Annotated in this window: 17 protein-coding genes; 4 read left to right on the top strand and 13 right to left on the bottom strand. The window is 72.5% G+C overall.

Annotated features, from left to right (window positions below; all coding sequences use genetic code 11):
• Positions 1-12: 12 nt before the first annotated feature.
• The 5 genes from EIM48_RS09830 to EIM48_RS09810 form a co-directional block, all read right to left on the bottom strand.
• Positions 13-966 carry a DUF1684 domain-containing protein gene (locus EIM48_RS09830; RefSeq protein WP_051403648.1) on the bottom strand — a complete coding sequence of 318 codons (954 nt, stop codon included), beginning with the start codon at positions 964-966 and terminating at the stop codon, positions 13-15.
• Positions 963-2,807, bottom strand: a complete 1,845-nt coding sequence (gene mutL / locus EIM48_RS09825) for a DNA mismatch repair endonuclease MutL (protein WP_125111545.1) — start codon at positions 2,805-2,807, stop codon at positions 963-965. The genes EIM48_RS09830 and mutL overlap by 4 nt, the downstream gene beginning before the upstream one ends.
• Before the next feature lie 84 nt (positions 2,808-2,891).
• Positions 2,892-4,442: an N-acetylmuramoyl-L-alanine amidase gene (locus tag EIM48_RS09820; protein WP_125109060.1), complete on the bottom strand. Its 1,551-nt coding sequence runs from the start codon at positions 4,440-4,442 to the stop codon at positions 2,892-2,894.
• Positions 4,443-4,523: 81 nt separating this feature from the next.
• Positions 4,524-5,000, bottom strand: coding sequence for a tRNA (adenosine(37)-N6)-threonylcarbamoyltransferase complex ATPase subunit type 1 TsaE (tsaE, locus tag EIM48_RS09815; RefSeq protein WP_019399675.1), 477 nt, complete (start codon positions 4,998-5,000; stop codon positions 4,524-4,526).
• Entirely contained in the window at positions 4,994-6,505 is a 1,512-nt protein-coding gene (locus EIM48_RS09810) for an NAD(P)H-hydrate dehydratase (RefSeq protein ID WP_125111544.1), read from the bottom strand. Before EIM48_RS09810 ends, tsaE begins: the two co-directional genes overlap by 7 nt.
• Before the next feature lie 60 nt (positions 6,506-6,565).
• Between EIM48_RS09810 and queG the strand changes: the two genes are divergently transcribed.
• The 4 genes from queG to EIM48_RS09790 all read left to right on the top strand — a co-directional run bounded on the left by queG (position 6,566) and on the right by EIM48_RS09790 (position 10,942).
• On the top strand, positions 6,566-7,654 hold the full coding sequence (gene queG / locus EIM48_RS09805; RefSeq protein WP_028914787.1) for a tRNA epoxyqueuosine(34) reductase QueG: 1,089 nt from the start codon (positions 6,566-6,568) through the stop codon (positions 7,652-7,654).
• 127 nt (positions 7,655-7,781) lie between these two features.
• On the top strand, positions 7,782-9,140 hold the full coding sequence (gene xseA, locus EIM48_RS09800; RefSeq protein WP_125111543.1) for an exodeoxyribonuclease VII large subunit: 1,359 nt from the start codon (positions 7,782-7,784) through the stop codon (positions 9,138-9,140).
• A gap of 100 nt (positions 9,141-9,240) precedes the next feature.
• Positions 9,241-10,383: a glycosyltransferase family 1 protein gene (locus EIM48_RS09795; RefSeq protein WP_125111542.1), complete on the top strand. Its 1,143-nt coding sequence runs from the start codon at positions 9,241-9,243 to the stop codon at positions 10,381-10,383.
• An 88-nt stretch (positions 10,384-10,471) separates the two neighbouring features.
• A complete protein-coding gene (locus tag EIM48_RS09790; protein WP_232210981.1) occupies positions 10,472-10,942 on the top strand; it encodes a phosphatase PAP2 family protein in 471 nt (156 codons plus the stop codon).
• Here EIM48_RS09790 and EIM48_RS09785 read toward each other — a convergent pair.
• From EIM48_RS09785 to lepA, 8 genes are read right to left on the bottom strand one after another with little or no spacing between them, the layout of a single operon-like run.
• Positions 10,939-11,844 carry a carbon-nitrogen hydrolase family protein gene (locus EIM48_RS09785; RefSeq protein WP_125076173.1) on the bottom strand — a complete coding sequence of 302 codons (906 nt, stop codon included), beginning with the start codon at positions 11,842-11,844 and terminating at the stop codon, positions 10,939-10,941. The two genes, EIM48_RS09790 and EIM48_RS09785, sit on opposite strands and share 4 nt — an antisense overlap.
• A complete protein-coding gene (locus EIM48_RS09780; RefSeq protein ID WP_125111541.1) occupies positions 11,841-12,452 on the bottom strand; it encodes a GNAT family N-acetyltransferase in 612 nt (203 codons plus the stop codon). The genes EIM48_RS09785 and EIM48_RS09780 overlap by 4 nt, the downstream gene beginning before the upstream one ends.
• A 32-nt stretch (positions 12,453-12,484) precedes the next feature.
• Positions 12,485-13,219 (bottom strand): DNA repair protein RecO, encoded by a 735-nt coding sequence (gene recO, locus EIM48_RS09775; RefSeq protein WP_125109057.1) that lies wholly within the window; start codon positions 13,217-13,219, stop codon positions 12,485-12,487.
• A gap of 26 nt (positions 13,220-13,245) precedes the next feature.
• Entirely contained in the window at positions 13,246-14,169 is a 924-nt protein-coding gene (gene era / locus EIM48_RS09770) for a GTPase Era (protein ID WP_019399684.1), read from the bottom strand.
• A 12-nt stretch (positions 14,170-14,181) separates the two neighbouring features.
• Entirely contained in the window at positions 14,182-14,874 is a 693-nt protein-coding gene (gene rnc / locus EIM48_RS09765; RefSeq protein ID WP_019399685.1) for a ribonuclease III, read from the bottom strand.
• A complete protein-coding gene (locus EIM48_RS09760) occupies positions 14,861-15,244 on the bottom strand; it encodes a DUF4845 domain-containing protein (protein ID WP_125111540.1) in 384 nt (127 codons plus the stop codon). Before EIM48_RS09760 ends, rnc begins: the two co-directional genes overlap by 14 nt.
• 29 nt (positions 15,245-15,273) lie before the next feature.
• Positions 15,274-16,074 (bottom strand): signal peptidase I, encoded by an 801-nt coding sequence (gene lepB / locus EIM48_RS09755; protein ID WP_019399687.1) that lies wholly within the window; start codon positions 16,072-16,074, stop codon positions 15,274-15,276.
• A 58-nt stretch (positions 16,075-16,132) separates the two neighbouring features.
• A complete protein-coding gene (gene lepA, locus EIM48_RS09750) occupies positions 16,133-17,926 on the bottom strand; it encodes a translation elongation factor 4 (RefSeq protein ID WP_019399688.1) in 1,794 nt (597 codons plus the stop codon).
• Between the last annotated feature and the right edge of the window lie 88 nt (positions 17,927-18,014).

Below are 18,014 nucleotides of genomic sequence, written 5' to 3'. Positions count from 1 at the left end.
GCGCTCCCGGGGTCAGTGCACGTTCCCGGTGTAGTTCTTCTCGCCGGCGGTGATCGCCAGGTCCAGGCGGTTCTCTGGCGGTGGCAGCGGGCAGGTCGCAAACAGGGTGAACGCGCACGGCGGGTTGTAGGCGCGGTTGAAGTCCAGCACCACCTTGCCGTCCTCGCCCGGCCAGTCGGCGTCGAGGAAGCGTCCGGCCGGATAGCTGCCGTGGCCGCTGGTGCGGTCGGCCAGCACGAAGAACAGGCCTTCCTCCGGCCCGCCCAGCGCCTCCAGGCGGAAGCTGCGGCCGTCGCGCTCGAACTCGACGTAGCCGGGATTGGGCGAGTCGTTGCGGGTGCCGACGATGTCGGCGATCGGCAGGGTCTTGCCCGGCGGATGCGGCACGAAGCGCGCCTCGATCCGCCAGGCCGGATCGGCCGGCCAGTACTGCAGCCCGGCAAAGCCCACCCGGGTGGGCGCGTCGGCGTGGCGCACGCGCAGGGCATGGCGGTTGCCGCGCTGGACCAGGGTCAGCCTGCCCTTGTCGCCGTCGAAGCCGATCACCGCCTTCTCCGGGTCATGGTCGCTGTAAAGCCGCACCTTGCCCCGCAGCGGCTCGCCGTTGAGGGTCAGCTCCACGCCCTGCTCCGGGGTGAACCAGTAGCGGCCGTCGTCGTCGCGGGTGACCAGGCCCATGCGCTCCGGGCCGAAGGCCAGGCGCATGTTGCTGGCGATGCGTTCGCCGCTGCCGATGTAGTGCGCCTTCAGCTCCAGCCAGTGCAGGCCGACCAGGCTGGTCCAGCCGTCCGGCCGCAGAAGCTCCTGCTCGCGCTCCCGGCGCCAGGCCTCCTGCCCGGCCTGGAACACCGCCGCGGCGGCCGCGCGCTCGGCCTCGGCGGAGATATCGTCGCTGCCCGCCTCGCCGCCGCAGCCGGCCAGCGCCGCCAGCAGCGCCGCCATCCCCATGGCGCGCAGGGCCCTCATCTTCCCCTCAGGAACCATCGATCGATTTCCCCCAGCGTGAATCGCGCCCAGGTCGGGCGCCCGTGGTTGCACTGCCCGGAGCGCTCGGTGGCTTCCATGTCGCGCAGCAGGGCGTTCATTTCCGGAATGGTCAGGCGCCGGTTGGCGCGCACCGCGCCATGGCAAGCCATGGTCGAAAGCAGCTCGTCGCGCGCGGCGGCCACGCGGCGGGTGGCACCGTGCTCGCGCAGGTCGGCCAGGACGTCGCGCAGCAGCGCTTCCGGATCGGCATGCGCAAGCAGCGCCGGCACGCTGCGCACGGCCAGGGTCTGCGGGCCGCTGCGGGTGACCTCGAAGCCCAGCTCGGCCAGGGTCTGCGCCTCGCGCTCGGCGACGTCGGCGTCGCGCTCGCCCACCGCCAGCGACAGCGGCACCAGCAGTGGCTGCGCGCGCAGACCCATGCCGTCGTGCGCGGCCTTCAGGCGCTCGTAGCCGATGCGTTCGTGGGCGGCGTGCATGTCCACCACCACCAGGCCGTCGGCGTTCTCGGCCAGGATGTAGATGCCGTGCAGCTGCGCGATCGCGTAGCCCAGCGGCGGGATCTCGCCGCTGCCCTCGGGCAGGGCCTGGTCCTGGCGTGGCAGCGGTGGCGCGGCCGGCGTGGCCCCGTCCGCCTGTCCGTACAGCGCCGCGTACGCGCCCACCGCCTCGTCCACGCGCAGGCCCAGCGGCTGTGGCGCCGGCGTCCACGGCACGAACGGGCGGGCACCGCCATCGCTCACGGCCGGTGCGGCAGCGGGCGCGGCGCCGCCCCAGGCCGCGGCCGGCTGGCCGGCGGGCATGGCGGCGGCGGCGCCGGCCTCCATGCCGGCGCGGGTCTGCGCCAGCGCCTCCTGCAGGGTGCGGAACACGAAGTCGTGGATCAGGCGGGCGTCGCGGAAGCGCACCTCGTGCTTGGCCGGGTGCACGTTGACGTCCACCCGGGTCGGATCCAGCTCCAGGAACAGCACGTAGGCCGGCTGGCGGCCGTGGTAGAGCACGTCCTGGTAGGCCAGCTTCACCGCGTGGGCGACGTTGCGGTCGCGCACCGCGCGGCCGTTGACGTACAGGTACTGCTGGTCGGCGCTGGCACGCGAATAGTGCGGCTGCGCGATCCAGCCGTGCAGGCGCAGGCCGGCGCCGCTGTGGTCGATGCGCAGCGCGCTGCGCGCGAAGTCGTCGCCGAGGGTCTCGCCCAGGCGCGCGGCCGCGTCCAGGTCGCCGGCGCGGTAGCGGCGCGAGGGCTTGCCGTTGTGGCTCACCCGCAGCTCCACGTCCGGGCGCGCCAGCGCCAGCGAGCGCAGCCATTCCTCGATGTGGCCCAGCTCGGTGCGCTCGGCGCGCAGGAACTTGCGCCGCGCCGGCACGTTGTAGAACAGGTCGCGCACTTCCACCGTGGTGCCCGGCGCGTGCGCCTTGGGCACCACCTCGCCGATCTGGCCGCCGTCCACGTGCAGCGCCGCGCCGTGCTCGGCGTCGCGGGTGCGCGAGGCGAGCATGAAGCGGCTGACCGAGGCGATCGAGGGCAGGGCCTCGCCGCGGAAGCCGAGGGTGGCCACCGCTTCCAGGTCGTCGAGCGAGGCGATCTTGCTGGTGGCGTGGCGGCTGACCGCCAGCGGCAGTTCCCCGGGCGGGATGCCACCGCCGTCGTCGCGGATCCGGATCAGGCGGATGCCACCCTCCTCCAGGTCGATGTCCACGCGCGTGGCGCCGGCGTCGAGGGCGTTCTCGACCAGTTCCTTGACCACCGAGGCCGGGCGTTCGACCACCTCGCCGGCGGCAATCTGGTTGATCAGGGTGTCGGGAAGCTGTCGGATCGGCACGGCATCACGGCGGCGCGCAGGCCGTCAGGAGGATCAGGCGTGATGATAGCCGCCGCGCCGCCGGCGCGCCGGCCCGCGCTTGGATCAGGGCGTGCCGCCCGCGCCGCCGGCCGCGGCCAGGTCGGCCTCGGCGCGCATCGCGAACAGCGTGCCCGGCGGCGGCTGCCGGCTGAAATAGGTGGTGATGCCTTCCAGCACCGCGCCGGCGACCTTGCGCTGGAACGCCGGGTCGGTGAGGCGCTTCTCCTCGTCCGGATTGGAGATGAAGGCCGTCTCCACCAGCATCGCCGGCATGTCCGAGGTGCGCAGCACGGCGAAGTTGGCGCGCTCAATGTTGGGCTTGTGGTTGTTGCCCACGCGCTTGAGGCCGCCGAGCACGTGCAGGGCCGCGTCCTCGGAGGCGCGCATGTGCCCGCTCTGGGCCAGGTCCAGCAGCACGTTGGCCAGCACCGCCTCGGTCTGCTGCAGGCGCACGCCGCCGACCAGGTCGGCGGCGTTTTCCTTGTCCGCCAGCCAGCGCGCGCGCTGCGAGGAAGCGCCCTTGGTCGACAGCACGTAGACCGAGGAGCCGCGCGCGTTGCGGTTCTCGGCCGCGTCGGCGTGGATCGAGATGAAGATGTCGGCCTTGGCCGCGCGCGCGCGCTGGGCGCGCATCGGCAGCGGGATGAACACGTCGCTGTCGCGCACCAGGAAGGACTTCAGGCCCGGGGTGGCATCGATCTGGCGCGCCAGCTCGCGCGCCATGGCCAGGGTCACGTCCTTCTCGCGCTTGCCGGTGGGGCCGATCGCGCCCGGGTCCTGGCCGCCGTGGCCGGCGTCGATGGCCACGATCAGCGGACGCGCGGCGGCGGCATTGACCGCCGGGCGCACCGGCGCGGGCGCCGGGGTGGCGGCCGGCGGCGGGGCATTGTCGGTAGCGGGCGTGGCCGGCGTGGTGGTCGCAGGCGCCGGGGTGCCGGCCAGCGCACCGGCGCGGCCCTCGAGGATGGCCTGCGGCGAGACCGCCGCCGGTGCCGGCTGCGCCGGCTGCGGCGCCGGCTCGCTGGCGCGGCCGGCCTGCACCACCTGCGCGGTCAGCAGCGCGGTGGCACGCGCGGCCTCGGCGCGCGCGGCCGCATCGCTGGCCGGCGCGGGCGTGTCGCCGGAACCGGAAGCGGTGGCGGCTGGAGCCGCGGCGACCGTGGCCGGCCCCGGCCCGGATGGGCTGGCAGCGGTAGCCGGGGTCACCGGACCGTCGCCGGGCCATTCGATCACCAGGCGCGCGCCTTCCGGCGTGGGCTCGGCGCGCACCGGCAGGCTGGCCACCGGCGCGGCCAGTTCGAACACGATGCGGTAGGTGCCGGGCACCGGCTGCCCGGTGCGCACGTTGGTCACCAGGCCGGCAGGGGCCGGCAGCTTCAGGCCCGCGGCGGCGTGCGATTCGGGCAGGTCCAGCACCAGCCGGTGCGGCCCGCTGAGGCTCAGGGTCTTGAACTGCCCGGCGCCGTGCAGCTGCACCTCGGCGCGGGTTCCGGTGGGCCCCTGCTGCAGGCTCAGGCCCTTCACCTCGCCGGCCAGGGCATCGCCCACGCAGCCGATCACGGCGAGCACGAGGCCCGCCGCCAGCACGCCAAACCGGGCGAGGAGGTGGCACATGGGCCGGATTCAATCACCAGCCGGCGTGCATTGCAAGTGAAAATCCTTTAAGAATCCGCCACCTGGGGGATCTTCTTGCGATCACCCGGCAGGAACGCCCTGCAAGCGCCCGTTCAGGTCGAGGGCTGACAGCCAGGCCTGGCCCGCCGCGGAGCGGGCTTCCAGGCGGGCGCGGCGCCCGGCTCCAGCGACCGCCAAGTGCACTTCCAGGTCCGGCGCCGGCAGCGCGCCTTGGCCGCGCTCGGGCCACTCCACCAGCCACAGCGTGGCCTCGTCGCCGTCCAGGCCGAGGAAGTCCAGCTCGCCGGCATCGGCGATGCGGTAAAGGTCCAGGTGCCAAGCCTCGCCGCCGGGCACCGGGTAGCGCTCGACCAGGGTGTAGGTGGGACTGCGCACCGGCCCCTGCACCCCCAGCGCGCGCAGCAGCGCGCGTGCCAGGCTGGACTTGCCGGCGCCCAGGTCGCCGTGCAGGTGGACCACGGCCGGCTGCGGCCGGCTCGCGGCCAGGGCGCGGCCCAGTTCGTCGGTGGCCTCGGGACCGGGAAGCTCGATCAGCATCGGGAAACTGCCTGCAAAGAAGGGGGATTGGCCAGCCGCCGCAGCCACGGCAGCAGGTCCGAGGGCAACAGGCCACGCTGGCCGCCGTCGGCTGCCGCGGCGTCACCGGCGGCACTGTGCAGCAGGGCGCCGGCACAGGCGGCCTGGAACGCGTCCAGCCCCTGGGCGCGCATGGCGGCGATGGTGCCGGTCAGCAGGTCACCCATGCCGCCGGTGGCCATGCCGGGATTGCCGGCGTCGAGCACGCAGGGCAGTTCGCCCGGCGCGGCGATGATGCTCCCGGCGCCCTTGAGCACCACCACGCAGCCGTAGCGCTGCGCCAGCGCGGCCGCGGCGGCGTAGCGGTCCGCCTGCACCGCGGCGGTGCTGCTGCCCAGCAGGCGCGCGGCCTCACCCGGATGCGGGGTGAGGATCGCGTCGCCCAGTGGCATGGGCGCTTCGGCCAGCAGGTTCAGGGCATCGGCATCGAGCACGTGCGGCAGGTCGCTCTCCAGCACCTTGCGGAACAGCGCACCGCCCCACCACGAGCTGCGCCCCAGGCCCGGTCCGCAGGCGACGACGCTGGCGCGCGCCAGCAGCGGCGCCAGCGCCTCGGCGTCCTCGACGGCGTGCACCATCGCTTCCGGGCGCCGCGCCAGCAGCGCCGGCACGTGCGCCTCGCGCGTGGCCACGCTGGCCAGGCCGGCACCGCTGCGCAGCGAGGCTTCCACCGCCAGCAGCACCGCGCCGCCGCTGCCGTGGTCGCCGCCCACGCACAGCACGTGGCCGGCGCGGCCCTTGTGGCTGTCGCGCGGCCGCGGCGGCAGCCATTGCGCCAGCGCGGATGCATCCAGCAGGCGCGCGCATGGCGGCGCCACCGCCGCGTACGCCGCGGCGTCCACCTGCAGGGTGTCCAGCAGCAGTTCGCCGGTGTGGTCCAAGGCCATGCCGGTGCGCAGGCCGCTGTGTTCGACGATGAACTGCAGGGTGCAGTCGGCGCGCAGGGCGGCGCCCGGCGCGCTGCCGCGGTCGGCGTCGATGCCTGAAGGGACGTCGAGCGCGAATACCGGCGCCTGCGCCGCGTCCAGCGCCGCGACCAGAGCGGCCACTGGTTCGCGCGGCGCCGCCTCCAGGCCGATGCCCAGCAGCGCGTCGACCAGCAGCTCGGCATCGTCCAGCGCGCAGGGGAAGTGTTCCAGGGTGCCGCCGATGCTGGCGTAATCGGCCGCGGCACGTTGCGCCAGCGGCGTGCGCGGCTGCACGCCGGCCGGCAGCACCACGCGCACGTCCAGGCCGGCCTGCAAGGCCAGCCGCGCCAGCACGTAGCCGTCGCCTCCGTTGTTGCCACTGCCGCAGGCCACCACGATCCGGCGCGCATGCGGCCAGCGTTCGCGCAGCACCCGCCAGGCAGCTTCGCCGGCGCGTGTCATCAGCACGTAGCCGTCGCCGCCGAGCGCGGCGGTCGCCTCCTGGTCGATCCGGCGGGCGGCGCGGCTGTCGAACAGCAGGGTGGCGGAGGCAGGCATGGCGCAATTCTAAGCCGCGGGCGCCGGGGCCGGCGTTGCGGCGGCTCCTATAATCGGCGCATGTCCCCCACCCCGCCCGCAAGCCCGGCCCAGCCCGCGGCGATCGACCTCGTCGCTGCCGCACGGCGAGTGCGCGAGCTGGCGCGCGAGCACGGCTTCCAGCGCTGCGGCATCAGCGGCGTGGACCTGGCCGAGGACGAGGCCCACCTGCGCGACTGGCTGGCCCAGGGCCTGTACGGAACCATGGACTGGATGGCGCGCCATGGCACCGCGCGCAGCCGTCCGCGTGAACTGGTGCCGGGAACGGTGCGGGTGGTCTCGGTGGGCCTGGACTACGGCCAGGACGGGGACCAGGCCTGGGCCACGCTGGCCGATGGCCGCCGCGCCTACGTGGCCCGCTACGCCCTGGGCCGCGACTACCACAAGCTGATGCGCAACCGGCTGCAGAAGCTGGCCGAACGCTTGCAACGGGAATTCGGCGCCTTCGGCTACCGCGTGTTCGTGGACTCGGCGCCGGTGCTGGAGCGCGCACTGGGGCGCAACGCCGGGCTGGGCTGGATCGGCAAGCACACCTGCCTGATCGACAAGGACGGCGGCTCCTGGTTCTTCCTCGGCGAGATTTACCTGGACCTGCCGCTGCCGGTGGATCCGCCGGCCAGCGCGCATTGCGGCACCTGCAGCCGCTGCATCCCCGCCTGCCCGACCGGGGCGATCACCGCGCCCTACCGGCTGGATGCGCGGCGTTGCATCTCCTACCTGACCATCGAGCACGACGGCCCGATCCCGGAGGAGCTGCGCCCTGCGATCGGCAACCGCATCTTCGGCTGCGACGACTGCCAGCTGGTGTGTCCCTGGAACAAGTTCGCGCGGCGCACCGACGAGCCGGACTTCCGCGCCCGCAACAACCTCGACCAGGCCACCCTCGCCGAGCTGTTCGCCTGGGAAGAGGAGGAGTTCCTGCGCCGCACCGAGGGCAGCGCGATCCGCCGCAGCGGCCACGAGCGCTGGCTGCGCAACATCGCCGTGGCCCTGGGCAACGCTCCGACCACGCCGGAAGTCGTCGCCGCGCTGGAATCGCGCCGCGAGCACCCTTCGCAGCTGGTACGGGAGCATGTGGCCTGGGCGCTGGAGCGGCATCGAGGGGCGTGATTGGTGATTGGTGATTTGGGGGGCGCTGCCGGGCGCCGCGACGGCTCGCTCTGGGCTGGCCGCCCGGAGCGCCTCCGGCACCACGCACGCTGCCGCGCTATCCTGTCCCGCCGAGCCGTACGCGCCGATGTCCGAGCAGAACCCCGTCCTCACCCCCGCCCAGCTCAACACGCTGGCGCGCGACCTGCTGGAGAGTGCCTTCCCGCTGGTCTGGGTCGAGGGCGAGCTGGGCAACGTCACCCGTCCGGCCTCCGGGCACCTGTACTTCAACCTCAAGGACGCGCGCGCCCAGGTGCGCTGCGCCATGTTCCGGCCCAAGAGCCAGTGGCTGAAGTTCGTGCCGCGCGAGGGCATGAAGGTGCTGGCCCGCGGCCGGCTCACCCTGTACGAGGCACGCGGCGACTACCAGCTGGTGCTGGACCACCTGGAGGAAGCCGGCGAAGGCGCCCTGCGCCGCGCCTACGAGGCGTTGAAGGCGAAGCTGGAGGCCGAGGGCCTGTTCGACCCCGCACGCAAGCGCCCCCTGCCGCGCTGGGTGCGGCGCCTGGCCGTGATCACCTCGCCCACCGGCGCGGCGGTGCGCGACGTGCTGAGCGTGCTCGGCCGCCGCTGCCCGCTGCTGGACGTGGAAATCCTCCCCAGCCTGGTCCAGGGCGAGACCGCCGCGGCGCAGATCACCTCGCTGCTGCAGCGCGCCGGCGCCAGCGGCCGCTACGACGCGATCCTGCTGGCCCGCGGCGGCGGCTCGCTGGAAGACCTGTGGGCGTTCAACGACGAGCGCCTGGCGCGTGCGATCGCCGCATCGCCGGTGCCGGTCGTCTCCGCGGTCGGGCACGAAACCGACTTCACCCTGGCCGACTTCGCCGCCGACGTGCGTGCGCCCACGCCGTCGGTGGCCGCCGAGCTGCTGGTACCGGACCGGCGCGACCTGCTGGCGCGCATCGGCGTGCTGCACGGCCGCCTGCGCGCGATCCAGGGCCATCGCCTGCGCCAGGCCATGCAGCGTGCCGACCGCGCCGCGCTGCGCCTGCAGGCACAGTCGCCGCAGAACCGGCTGCGCCTGCTCGGCCAACGCCAGGAAGCCCTGCGACGCCGGCTGGAAGCACGCTGGCGCGAACAGCTGCAGCACCAGCACGCACGCCTGCGCCACGCCGGCGCGGTACTGCGCGCCCACCATCCGCAGCGACGCGTCGCGCAGCTGCGCGAACGCCTGCTGCGCCTGCAGTCGCGCCCGCAGGCCGCGATCGCCCGGATCCTGCAGCGCGATGCGCTCAAGCTGCGCGCCCTGGCGCGCTCGCTGGAAGCGTGCAGCCCGCTGGCCACGGTGGCGCGCGGCTATTCGATCGTCACCCGCGGCGACGATGGCGCCCTGGTGCACTCGGTCGCCCAGGTCGCGCCGGGCGACCGCGTGCAGGCCCGCCTGCGCGACGGCACCGTGGCGCTGACGGTCGGGTCGGTCACACCGGATCCGCCGTCACGGCCGTGAGCGGGCGCATCCGCGCGGCGTCTGTCACCAGGCCGTCATCCGGCGGTAATCGCCCCGGCATCGACCGCAGGCAGGCTGGAAGCGCAACCGGAGACGGCCCATGCGCTACGCCCTCGTCACCGAAACCTGGCCACCCGAGGTCAACGGGGTCGCACTGACCGTGCAGTCACTGGCCTTTGGCCTGCGCGGGCGCGGCCATGCGGTCGAGGTCGCCCGTCCGCGCCAGCCCGGTGCTGGCCCGGACGAAGGCCTGGAAACCCTGCTCCTCCCCGGCGCGGCGCTGCCGCATTACCCCGGCCTGCGCATCGGACTGCCCGCATCCGGCGCGCTGCACCGGCAGTGGCGCCGCACGCGACCGGACACGGTGTACATCGCCACCGAAGGCCCGCTGGGGTGGTCGGCACTCCGCACCGCCAGGCGCCTCGGCATTCCGGTCGCCAGTGGCTTCCATACCCGCTTCGACCACTACATGCGCGACTACGGCCTGGCCTGGCTGCAGCCGGGGGCATTGCGCCTGATGCGCCGTTTCCACAATCGCGCCGACGCCACCCTGGTGCCGACCATGGAGCTGGAGCAGGCGCTGCGCACGCAGGGTTTCTCGCGCGTGGTGCGGCTGGCGCGGGCGGTGGACACCACGCAGTTCACGCCGTTCCGTCGCGACACGCACCTGCGCCGCGACTGGGGCGCCGATGCCGCCACGCCGGTGGTGGTGTACGTGGGGCGGATCGCAGCGGAGAAGAACCTGGACCTGGCAGTCCGGGCGTTCCGCGCCCTGCAGCGGCAGCGCGCGGATGCGCGCTTCGTGTGGATCGGCGACGGCCCCCTGCGCGAGGCGCTGGCGCGCGGGAATCCCGACTTCGTGTTCTGCGGGATGCAGCGCGGGGAGGCATTGGCGCGGCACTTCGCCAGCGGCGACCTGTTCCTGTTCCCCAGCCTCAGCGAGACCTTCGGCAACGTCGTCCTCGAAGCGATGGCCAGCGGCGTGCCGACCGTGGCCTTCGACACCGGCGCCGCCCGCGAACACCTGCATACCGGCGTACACGGGCTGCTGGCGCATGACGACGCCGGCTTCATCGCCGCCGCCGTCGCCCTGGCGGGCGATGCCACCCTGCGCCGCGAGATGGGCGTGGCGGCGCGCACCGCGGTGCTGGGGCTGCGCCCGGAACAGGTCGCGGCCGACTTCGATGCCCTACTGGCGACGCTGGCCCGCCGTAGAGCCCTCGATGCACCTCTCGCCGCCTGATCCGCTCCCCGCCGAGCTGCCGGCGCGCGCCGGCCCCGGTGCACGCCTGCATGCACGCGAGCAGCGCTGGTGCCTGCTGGCCAACCGCATGTGCATGCGCAGGTCGGTGCGCGGCTATTTCGCCTGCGTCAGCCGCCTGGGCGACGGCTTCGCCTGGTACGCGCTGATCGCCTCACTGGCGGTGCTGGGCGGCGAGGGCGGCCGCCTGACGGCCCTGCACATGGCTGCCGTGGGCCTGGCCTCGCTGGCGTTGTACCGTGGCCTCAAGCGATGGACCAGGCGACCGCGCCCATTTGCCGCCGACCTGCGCATCCGCGCATGGGTCGCGCCGCTGGACGAGTTCAGCTTCCCCTCCGGGCACACCCTGCACGCCGTGGCCTTCAGCGTGGTGGCCCTGGCCCATTATCCGGTGCTGGCGCCGCTGCTGCTGCCGTTCAGCGCCTCGGTCGCGGCCTCGCGGGTGGTGCTGGGGCTGCATTATCCCAGCGACGTCCTGGCCGCCATCGCCATGGGCCTTGCGCTGGGCGGCGGTTCGCTCTGGCTGGCGGGCGTTGCCTAGCCGGACGCGCCAGGCAGCGCATCGAAGCCTTCCACCCGCGCGCGCACGATTGCCGGTGCGAGCTGCGCCGGCCAGTCGCGGTCGTTGGCGACCTGGGCGGTGAGGCGCGTGTCTTCCAGCCGCGCGAAGTCGAGCTCGGCGATCGCCCATTCCTGGCCGGCACCGGCGCTGGCCAGGATGCCGTCGGCCGGGAAGCCCACGTCCATCGGCGCGTAGATCGCCGCGTCGCCGGTGTTCGTATCCAGCGCCGGGCTCCAGGGCGCGTCGCCGGCGGTGACGGCCTGGGCGACGAAGAAGCGGTTCTCCAGCGCGCGCGCCAGGCAGCCCACGCGCACCCGGGTGGCTCCGGCGGCGGTGTCGGTGCAGCTGGGCACCAGCAGCAGGCGCGCGCCGGCCTCGTACTGGGCGCGCACCGGCAGCGGGAACTCGCTGTCGTAGCAGATGCTGATGCCCGCGCGCACGCCGGCCACATCCACCACCTTCAGCGCCTCGCCGGGCACGATCACCCCGGTCCGCTTCTCGAAGCCGGTCAGCTGCAGCTTGTCCTGCCACTGGTGGCCGCCATCGGGCGCGAACAGGTCAGCGCGGTTGCGATGGCGGCCGGCGCCGATGTCCAGCAGGAAGCTGCCGGCGACGATGTACATGCCCAGCTCTCGGGCGAGGCCGGAAAACAGCGCCAGCCAGGCCTGGCGATGCTGCTGGATCGCCTGCAGCGAGGCGTGCAGGTCGGCGTAGACCTGCGGCCCGTGGATGGCCGCCAGCTCCAGCGACAGGTATTCCGGCAGCACCGCGACGCGCACGCCCTGCGCCGCGGCCTGTTCCAGCAAAGCGCGCTGGCGCGCGGCAAACGCCTCGAAATCCGCGGGCTTGCCGACTTCGTAGCGGCAGGCGGCAACTTTCATGGTTTCTCCTTCCAGTCGCGCGACCAGAAGGTCAGCGCATGTTCGATTTCGCCCCTGCCGATCTCCTCCCACGCCAGGCGGACGGCCAGTCCCGGCAGGCGCGCATAGCCGCGGCCGTGCCAGAACGCATCGTTGGGCCGGTACCCGGGCGGGCGGCGCGGATCATCCGGATCGCGGTCCACCGCGCAGAACGCGGTGAAGCGGAAGCGGCCAAGCCTGCGTGCATGGGCCTCGCGTTCGTCGAAGAAGGCATGGCCCACGCCCAGTCCACGGTAGGCGGGCAACAGCACCGACTCGCCGAAATAGAACACGTCCGCGGCCGGCAGGCCGGCCTGCTGCAGCGGCGCGGCGAAGGCCTCGGCATCGTCCAGCAGCGGCAGCCCGGTGGAGGCGCCGACCACGCGGTCGCCGTCCAGGGCCAGCACCAGCACGCTTTCGCGCGAGGCGACGTAGGGTTGCAGGTACTGGCGCTCGTAGTCGCTGGAACTGTCGCCGTCGTACAGGTACGGCCAGTCGCGGAATACGGCCACCCGCAGGCGGGCGACCTCGTCGAGCCAGGGTTCGATGTCGGCACCGTGGACGGTGCGGATCCGGGGCTTGGATGGCATGCGCGGATTCTACGCGCCTGCGCGCGGCGCCTTCAGTCGGCGCCGCGCCCCAGGCGCTGCAGCTGCGCGGCCATTTCCCACGAGGCCAGCGGCCGCGGCCCGAGGTGGTGGGCGAGCACCGCGCGCAGCGGCAGGCGCAGGCTGGCCAGGTCCTCCGGACCCGGCTGCACGTCGGCGGCCAGCGCCAGCAGCGCGGCGCCGGTGGCGGCGGCGTTGCGCTCGCCGTGGCCGCGGTCGCTGAGCAACCTTCGCGGGCCGTGTTCCGGATCGAGCCGGTAGCGCGCGGCCGGGTCCAGCGGCTGGCCGTCGCCGTCCACGTCCAGCTCGAAACCCACGCCGAGGGCGCCGAGCAGGTCGCGCTCGAAGCGGCGCAGGGTCCAGGCCAGGGAGCCGGCGTCGGCCAGCGCGGCGCGGGTGCGGGCGTAGGCCCCGAACAGTTCCGGCAGCGGATCCTGGCGCGGCGCCAGGCGAAGCACCAGCTCGTTGAGGTAGAACGCGGCCAGCTGCACCTGCCCGCCCAGCCGCGGCGCGGCGTCCAGGGCCTCGGCGCCGCGCAGCTGGGCCAGTTCGCCGGCCAGCACCGCGTCGTAGCGGATGTGCTGCAGCGGCTGCAGCGCGGCGCGCAGCACCTGCCGCTTCGGCGAGTTCACCCCGCGCGCGACCAGCCCCAGGCGGCCGTGGGTGGCGCTGAGGACCTCGACCAGCAGGCTGGTCTCGCGCCACGGGCGGGCATGCAGGACGAAGGCGCTGTCGCCCTCGATGCGCATGTCAGTCCCCGCCGGCCATGCGCGGCTTACTCCTGGCCGTAGCCGAAGGCCTTCAGCGCGGCCTCGTCGTCGGACCAGCCCTCGCGCACGCGCACCCAGGTCTCCAGGAACACCTTGCGCCCGAACAGCCGCTCCATCTGCTGCCGCGCCTTGCTGCCGATCTCGCGCAGGCGCGCGCCGCCCTTGCCAATCACGATCGGCTTCTGGCCCTCGCGCTCGACCCAGATCACCGCGCCGATGCGCAGCAGCGCGCCATCCTCGGCGAAGCGCTCGATCTCCACGGTGGTGGCGTACGGCAGCTCGTCGCCGAGCTGGCGCATCAGCTGCTCGCGCACCAGTTCGCCGGCCAGGAAGCGCTGGCTGCGGTCGGTGATCTCGTCCTCGTCGTAAACCGGCGGTGCCTCCGGCAGCTGCGCCAGGATGTCGGCGACCAGGTCGTCCAGGCCCTTGCGCTTGAGCGCGGAGATCGGATGCACGGCCGCGAAATCCCGGTCCTTCGCCACCTCGGCCAGGAACGGCAGCAGGGTGGTCTTGTCCTTGAGCCGGTCGACCTTGTTGACCACCAGCACCACCGGCACGCCGGCGTCGTGGAGCACGTTGAACGCCAGCGTGTCCTCCTCGTCCCAGCGCCCGGCCTCGACCACCAGCACCGCCGCGTCCACGTCCTCCACCGCGCCGCGCGCGGTGCGGTTCATCACCCGGCTCATCGCCGAGGCCTTGAACCGGCCCTGCTCGCGGTGCAGCCCGGGGGTGTCGACCAGCAGCATCTGCCCGCCCGGCACCGTGGCGATGCCCAGCAGGCGGTGGCGCGTGGTCTGCGGGCGGTTGGAGACGATGCTGACCTTGGCCCCGACCAGGGCGTTGACCAGGGTGGACTTGCCGACGTTCGGGCGGCCGACGACGGCGACGCTGCCGCAGCGGTGGGGGGCTTCGTTGTTTCCGGGATTCACTTGTCGGACCGTCTATGGCTGCCGGAGCGGGGGCTCCAGCCGTTCCAGCACCGCCGCGGCCGCGGCCTGTTCGGCCAGGCGCCGCGAGGTGCCCTGCCCTTCGGCGCTGGCCGGAGGCTCGCTCAGGGTACACCGGGCGAGGAACACCTTGGCGTGTTCCTCGCCGCTTTCGGAGACCAGCTCGTAGGCCGGCAGCGGCTTCTGCCGCGCCTGCAGCCATTCCTGCAGGCGGGTCTTGGCGTCCTTTTCCGGCTTGCCGACCGGCAGCGCCGCCAGCGCCTGTTCGAACCAGGGCAGCACGACCGCGCGGCAGGCCTCGTAGCCGGCGTCCAGGTAGATCGCGGCGACCACGGCCTCGACCGCGTCGGCCAGGATCGAATCGCGGCGGAAGCCGCCGGACTTCAGCTCGCCCGGCCCCAGGGTCAGGCGCTCGCCCAGCTCCAGCTGGCGGGCGATCACCGCCAGCGAGGCCTCGCGCACCAGCTCGGCGCGGGCCCGGGTCAGCACGCCCTCGTCGGCCTTGGGCCAGCGCTGGTACAGGGCCTCGGCGGCAATCAGGTTGACCACCGCGTCGCCGAGGAATTCCAGCCGCTCGTTGTGCGGCGAACCGGCGCTGCGGTGGGTCAGCGCCTGCTGCAGCAGCGACGGATCGGCGAACGCATGGCCGATCCGGTCGCGCACCAGCTTGCGGTCATTCCTCGCCACTACCGCGCCGCGTAAGGGCCTGGCGGGTATCGAAGTTGCCCACCACGTCCAGGTTGTAGATCAGGGGCCGGCGCACCTCGTAGGTGACGCGCATCACCCAGCCGCCGTTGGCGCGCTCGAACTTCACGTTCTGCGGCTTCACGTTCTCGGAATAGTTGATGTACAGGCGGCGGAAGAACAGCTCCTGGATCCGCTGCGGGCTCATGTCGGCCACGCCCGGCTCGTTGGACAGGCCCTTCATCGCCGACCGCACCGCATAGTACTCCTGGTACATCGGGAACAGCTTCATGCCGACGTAGGCGGCGAACCCCAGCACCGCCAGCGCCATCAGGAACCCGACCAGGCTCAGACCGCCTTGCTTGCGCTTCATTGCCATTCCCCCAACCGGCGCCTTGCGCCTTACTTGATCCTCGTCCCGATCCGTCCCGGATCGAAACTCCCCGTACAGAACCAGCCCTCGCAGTTCAGCCAGATCAGGAACGCCTTGCCGCGGAGGTTCTCCTCCGGCAGGAACGACGTCTGGGTCCAGAACCGGCTGTCCTCGCTATTATCACGATTGTCGCCCATCACGAAATAGTGGCCTTCCGGCACGGTCCACTCGCCCTGGCCAGCGGGCGCGGCGCGGTCGATCCACTCCAGCACGCGGTGGTCGCGCCCGGGCAGGTGCTCGGTCAGCAGGGTCGCGCCGTCCATCTCCGCGCCGCGGCCCTTGCCCACGTACTGGCCGATCGGGGTGTAGCGCACCGCCTCGCCGTTGATGTACAGGGTGTCGCCGTGGAAGGCGATGCGGTCGCCCGGCAGGCCGACCACGCGCTTGATCCAGTTCTGGTCCGGGTCGTGCGGCGGCTTGAACACCACCACGTCGCCGCGTTCCGGCTCGCCCAGCGGCACGAACTTGCGGTTGGTCACCGGCAGGCGCAGGCCGTAGGAGAACTTGTTGACCAGGATGAAATCGCCGATCAGCAGGTTCGGCATCATCGAGCTGGACGGGATCTTGTACGGCTCGGCGACGAAGCTGCGCAGGACCAGCACCGCGGCCAGCACCGGGAAGAACGCGCGCGAGTAGTCCACCACCGCCGGCTCCTCGTCCAGCAGGCCGGCGCGGGCGGCGCGGCGCCGGGCGAAGAACAGGCGGTCCAGCAGCCACACCAGGCCGGTGGCGAAGGTCAGGACCACCAGGCCGATCTCAAACCATTTCATGCTCGTTCCTTGGCGAGGGAAACCGGGACCGCGGCGCGCGGGAGCGGCGCTCGGGGCATCACTTGCTGTCCACCTGCAGCACGGCCAGGAAGGCCTCCTGCGGGATCTCCACGCGGCCGACCTGCTTCATGCGCTTCTTGCCTTCCTTCTGCTTCTCCAGCAGCTTCTTCTTGCGGGTGATGTCACCGCCGTAGCACTTGGCCAGCACGTTCTTGCGCAGCGCCTTGACCGTGGTGCGGGCGATGATCTGCGAGCCGATGGCGGCCTGGATCGCCACGTCGAACTGCTGGCGCGGGATCAGGTCCTTCATCTTCTCGCACAGCTCGCGGCCACGGCGGTCGGCGTGGGTGCGGTGGACGATGATCGACAGCGCATCCACCCGGTCGCCGTTGATCAGGGTGTCCACGCGCACGAACGGACCGGCGTCGAAGCGCAGGAAGTGGTAGTCCAGCGAGGCGTAGCCGCGGCTGACCGACTTGAGCTTGTCGAAGAAGTCCAGCACCACCTCGGCCATCGGCAGTTCGTAGCTGATCTGCACCTGGCTGGCCATGTAGGTGATGCCGATCTGCACGCCGCGCTTTTCCTCGCACAGCTTGATGACGTTGCCGATGTACTCCTCGGGGGTGAGGATGTTGGCGCGGATGATCGGCTCGCGGACCTCCTGGATCAGGTTGGCCTGTGGCAGCTTGGCCGGGTTGTCCAGCGGCACCACCGTGCCGTCGGTCTTCAGCACCTCGTACACCACGGTCGGCGCGGTGGTGATCAGGTCCAGGTCGTACTCGCGCTCCAGGCGCTCCTGCACGATCTCCATGTGCAGCATGCCGAGGAAGCCGCAGCGGAAGCCGAAGCCCATCGCCTCCGAGCTCTCCGGCTCGAAGCGCAGCGCGGCGTCGTTCAGGCGCAGCTTCTCCAGCGCCTCGCGCAGGTCCGGGTAGTCCTCGGCGTTGACCGGGAACAGGCCGGCGAACACGCGCGGCTGCATCTCCTGGAAGCCCGGCAGCGGCGCCGGGGCCGGGTCGGCCGCCAGGGTCAGGGTGTCGCCCACCGGGGCGCCGTGCACGTCCTTGATCGAGGCGGTGATCCAGCCCACCTCGCCGGCCTTGAGCACCGGCAGTTCCTTGCGCTTGGGGGTGAACACGCCGACCTTGTCCACCTCGTGGGTACGGCCGGTGGACATCACCAGGATCTTGCTCCTGGGCCGGATCTCGCCCTGCATCACCCGCACCAGCGAGACCACGCCCAGGTAGTTGTCGAACCAGGAGTCGATGATCAGCGCCTGCAGCTTGTCGGTGTCGCGCGGCTTCGGCGGCGGGATGCGGTGGACGATGGCCTCCAGCACCTGGTCCACGTTCAGGCCGGTCTTGGCGCTGACCGCGACCGCCTCGGAGGCATCGATGCCGATCACCGCCTCGATCTCGGCCTTGGCGCGCTCGATGTCGGCGGTCGGCAGGTCGATCTTGTTGAGGACCGGCACCACCTCCAGGCCCTGCTCCACCGCGGTGTAGCAGTTGGCCACCGACTGCGCCTCCACGCCCTGGGCGGCGTCGACCACCAGCAGCGCGCCTTCGCAGGCGGCCAGCGAGCGGCTGACTTCGTAGGAGAAGTCGACGTGGCCCGGGGTATCGATGAAGTTCAGGTAGTAGGTGTTCCCGTCCTTGGCCTTGTACGGCAGGGACACGGACTGCGCCTTGATGGTGATGCCGCGCTCGCGCTCGATCGGGTTGGAATCGAGCACCTGGGCTTCCATCTCGCGCGCTTCCAGGCCGCCGCACAGCTGGATGATGCGGTCGGCGAGGGTCGACTTGCCGTGGTCGACGTGGGCAATGATGGAGAAGTTGCGGATGAACCGCATGGAATCTGCAGACATGAGGGGCGGCGGTCTCGGCCGTCGTCGGGTAGCGGCGGATTATCGCACGCCGCGGGGGCATCCACGGATGTCC

The sequence above is a fragment of the Pseudoxanthomonas sp. SGNA-20 genome, assembly GCF_003931635.1.
Lineage (GTDB): Bacteria > Pseudomonadota > Gammaproteobacteria > Xanthomonadales > Xanthomonadaceae > Pseudoxanthomonas.
This window is presented reverse-complemented; position numbering and strand designations above follow the sequence as displayed.